We start from the raw sequence: 3,709 nt of genomic DNA, 5'->3' as shown, positions 1-3,709 counted from the left end.
GCTCGATATGCACGCCGACCACCTTGACCAGGTTGGTACCGCGTTCCTTGTTGAACGCGTCGAGGTAAGGCTCGGTCTGGAAGAAGTTGACGTCGATCTGCTTCTGCGCCACCTGCATGTTCGGCTGCACGTAGTCGGTGAACACCTTTATCTCGAGGTTCACGCCCTGCTTCGCGAGCAGCGGCTTGATCTCCTTGAGGATCTCGGCATGCGGCACGGGCGTGGCCGCGACCGTGAGTGTGGCCTCGGCCGAGCCGTCCTTGCCACCGCCGTCACCGTTCGAACAGCCCGCGACAAACACGGCGAGGGCGGCGGCGAGGGGGAGCAGATACTTCTTCATGGAGGCGTCCGTGGCTTATGTTGCGGTGCGCCAGCATAGACGTCCATACCGCCGGATGCAAAGCCGGCCCAGCCGCCGTTCAGCGACGGCTGTAGCGGGTGACCAGGCGGTCGCCGAGGGATTGCAGGATCTGCACCAGAACCACCAGCAAGGCCACGGTCACCAGCATGTAGTCGGGTTTGTATCCGTTGTAACCATACTGGTAGGCCAGTGCACCCAGGCCACCGGCGCCGACGATGCCGCCCATGGCGGTGTAGCCGACCAGGGCCACGGCCGTCACCGTCGCGCCAGCGATCAGACCGGGTCGGGCTTCGGGCAGGAGCACCCGCGTGACGATCTGGCTCGTGGTCGCGCCCATGGCCTGGCTGGCCTCGATGACCCCGCGATCCACCTCGCGCAGCGCGGTTTCGACCAGGCGCGCAAGGAACGGCGCCGCGCCGATCACCAGCGGCACGATGGCACCGCGGATGCCGATGCTCACGCCGGTGATGGCCTTGGTGACGGGAATGAGCAGGATCATCAGGATGATGAAGGGCACCGAGCGCAGCACGTTGACGACCAGCGAAAGCACGCCGTAGAGCTTCGGCTTCGCATGGAGCTGCCCACGGGCCGTAAGGAACAGCCAGATGCCCAGTGGCAGGCCGAGTACGACCGTGAACAGCAGCGAGCCACCGAGCATCAACAGGGTATCGATGCACGCCTGGCCGATTTCGGCCCAGTCGATGTTGGGAAACAGGGTCTGCATGGGGCTCATCGGGCCACCTCTTCGATATCGACGCCGGCGTTGCGGATCTGCGCGAGTGCGTCGTCGACACGTTCGCCGTTCATGGCCAGTGTGAGCTGGCCGTAAGGGGTGTCCTTGATGCGATCGACGCGCCCGGAGAGCAGGTTGTATTCCACGCCGGTGTCGCGCACCACGTTGGAAAGAACGGGCGAGTAGGTGGCTTCACCCCGGAAGGAGAGGCGGAACAGGCGGCCGGCCACGCCGGAGAATTCGGGGCCGTGCCCTTCGCGATGGTCGGCCTCGGCAACGAAGCGGCGCGTCGTGGGGTGTTGCGGATGCAGGAAGACATCGGCCACGGCCCCCATTTCGACGACCCGGCCGGCATCGAGCACGGCCACGCGATCGCACACGCGGCGGATCACGTCCATCTCGTGCGTGATGAGCACGATCGTGAGGCCGAGGCGGCGGTTGATATCCGCCAGCAGTTCGAGGACGGACGCGGTGGTCTGCGGGTCGAGTGCGCTGGTGGCTTCATCGCAGAGCAGGATGGACGGCCGGCTGGCCAGTGCCCGCGCGATGCCGACGCGCTGCTTCTGGCCGCCGGAGAGCTGGGCGGGATACTTCCGTGCGTGGGCGGTCAGGCCGACCAGCTCGAGCAGTTCGTCGACCCGGGCGGTGATCTCGCCGTCGGAGACATTGCCCTGAATTCGCAGCGGAAAGGCGACGTTGTCGGCCACCGTGCGCGAGGAGAGCAGGTTGAAGTGCTGGAAGATCATGCCGATGCCGCCGCGGAGCCTGCGCAGCTCGCCGCCCGTGGCATCGGTGACATCGTTGCCCTCGACGAAGATTCGCCCGGCGGTAGGCCGTTCGAGGAGGTTGATCAGGCGCAGCATGGTCGACTTGCCGGCGCCGGAGTGTCCGATGATGCCGAACACTTCGCCGCGTTCGATCACCAGATCGACGGGCTCGAGGGCGGGAACGAGTGCTCCGTCCACCCGGTAGGACTTGGAAGCGGCGGCGAAACGGATCACGGGGGTTCCGACAGGCGATGAAAGCGCTCATGGTAGCCCAAGCCGCGCCACGGCCGGCGCGGCGGGCGTAGACTCCGGGCATTCCACCCACGTACGGAGACGCGCATGACCGCCATCTACGATTTTTCCGCCCGCGACATCGAGGGCAACGAACGTTCGCTCGCCGAGTACCGGGGCAAAGCCTTGCTGGTGGTGAATGTCGCGTCCAAGTGCGGCTTCACGCCGCAGTACAAGGGGCTGGAGGAATTGCAGAAACAGTATGCGGGCCAGGGCTTCGAAGTGCTGGGCTTTCCCTGCGATCAGTTCGGTCACCAGGAGCCGGGCGACGAGAACGAGATCCGCGATTTCTGTTCGCTGACCTACGACGTGAGCTTCCCGATGTTCTCGAAAATCGAGGTCAACGGCGAAAACGCGCACCCGCTGTACCGCTGGATGAAGGCGCAGAAGAAGGGGCTTCTCGGCACCGAAGGGATCAAGTGGAACTTCACCAAGTTCCTGATCGACCGCGACGGGCAGGTGGTCGAGCGCTACGCGCCGACCGATACGCCGGAGAAAATCGGCAAGGACCTGCCCAAAGTCCTGGGGTGATATTGGCTGGGCTTAGGTAGGTGCCGGGCTAATGTGGGAGCCGATTCATCGGCGATRGGTGCCGCGGCGTCACCGCTCCRTTGGCTTTTCGCCGCTGAAGCGGCTCCCACAGGTGAGGCGGCTCTCACATGAAAGGGGTTAGCGCAGCCAGGAAGGCTGGGTCTTGGTGAGGAAGGCGCTGAGGCCTTCCTGACCCTCGGCGGACACACGCAGCTGTGCGATCAGTGCGGCGTTCGCCGCGTCCACTGCCTGCATGTCCTCCACGTCCATGCCGCCCATACCCAGGGCGAGGTGCTTGGCCTCGTTCTGGGCAATCGGGCCACCCTTGCCGAGCAGGCCGACGACGCGGTCGATCGCGGCGTCGAGTTCCTCGGCGGGGACCGTCTCGTGAACCAGGCCCATGGCCAGCGCCGCGTCGCTGCCGAAAATCTCGCCGGTGATGAACAGACGGCGTGCCTGCCGAAGGCCGATGGCGGCGATGACGTAAGGCGAGATCACGGCCGGCACGAGGCCCAGCTTGACCTCGGAAAGGGCGAACTTCGCCCCCTCGGCGGCAATGGCGATGTCGCAGCAGGCGATCAGGCCCACGCCTCCGCCAAAAGCTGCGCCGTTGACCCGGGCCACGGTCGGCTTGTTCAGAAACTGAAGGCGGCGCATCAGGGTGGCCAGTCGCAGGGAGTCGGCCCGGTTGTCCGCCTCGCTGGCCGAGGCCATGCCGCGCATCCAGTTCAGGTCGGCGCCCGCCGAGAAGCTGGCGCCTGCGCCCGTAAGCACCACGGCCCGAATACCGTCGTCGCCTTCGATCCCGTCCAGCGCGGCCGTCAGGTCGGCAATGAGGACGTCGTCGAAGGCGTTATGGACCTCGGGGCGATTCATGACCAGACGGGCGAGGGTTCCCTCGCGGATCAATTGGACGGCGGACATGGGTTCTCTCCGGTTTGCGTAGGCGGCGATCATACGGGTTGCCTAGGCGGGACTGGCAGCGATTTCTTACTTCTGTGCAGGGCAATAGCGACAGGCGTACAA

The 3,709-nt window shown here is 65.5% G+C and carries 5 protein-coding genes; 1 reads left to right on the top strand and 4 read right to left on the bottom strand.

The genetic code is table 11. The features are described from left to right. From AC1DT2_RS17845 to AC1DT2_RS17835, 3 genes are all read right to left on the bottom strand, one after another. Positions 1–340 (bottom strand): MetQ/NlpA family ABC transporter substrate-binding protein (locus AC1DT2_RS17845; RefSeq protein ID WP_477297808.1); only part of this gene is annotated, 340 nt, incomplete at its 3' end. 79 nt (positions 341–419) lie between these two features. Further along, a complete protein-coding gene (locus tag AC1DT2_RS17840) occupies positions 420–1,094 on the bottom strand; it encodes a methionine ABC transporter permease (RefSeq protein WP_063573929.1) in 675 nt (224 codons plus the stop codon). Beyond that, the gene (locus AC1DT2_RS17835) at positions 1,091–2,095 is read right to left on the bottom strand and encodes a methionine ABC transporter ATP-binding protein (protein ID WP_477297806.1); all 1,005 of its coding nucleotides are present in this window, start codon (positions 2,093–2,095) and stop codon (positions 1,091–1,093) included. Before AC1DT2_RS17835 ends, AC1DT2_RS17840 begins: the two co-directional genes overlap by 4 nt. 105 nt (positions 2,096–2,200) lie before the next feature. Here AC1DT2_RS17835 and AC1DT2_RS17830 point away from each other — a divergent pair, with 105 nt between their 5' ends. After that, positions 2,201–2,683: a glutathione peroxidase gene (locus AC1DT2_RS17830; protein WP_213947671.1), complete on the top strand. Its 483-nt coding sequence runs from the start codon at positions 2,201–2,203 to the stop codon at positions 2,681–2,683. Between the two features lie 138 nt (positions 2,684–2,821). On the opposite strand, the gene AC1DT2_RS17825 is transcribed toward AC1DT2_RS17830, so the two are convergent. After that, positions 2,822–3,607, bottom strand: coding sequence for an enoyl-CoA hydratase-related protein (locus AC1DT2_RS17825; RefSeq protein WP_477297805.1), 786 nt, complete (start codon positions 3,605–3,607; stop codon positions 2,822–2,824). Positions 3,608–3,709 lie beyond the last annotated feature (102 nt).

The sequence above is a fragment of the Luteibacter sp. P4_E6 genome (genome assembly GCF_056401535.1).
Note: the sequence above shows the minus strand (reverse complement) of the source record. Positions and strands in the feature narration are given on the sequence as shown.

Bases quoted from the DNA above. Each gene is read 5' to 3' on its own strand.
- AC1DT2_RS17840 (WP_063573929.1), bottom strand. From the start codon at position 1,094: ATGAGCCCCATGCAGACCCTGTTTCCCAACATCGACTGGGCCGAAATC.
- AC1DT2_RS17830 (WP_213947671.1), top strand. From the start codon at position 2,201: ATGACCGCCATCTACGATTTTTCCGCCCGCGACATCGAGGGCAACGAA.
- AC1DT2_RS17825 (WP_477297805.1), bottom strand. From the start codon at position 3,607: ATGTCCGCCGTCCAATTGATCCGCGAGGGAACCCTCGCCCGTCTGGTC.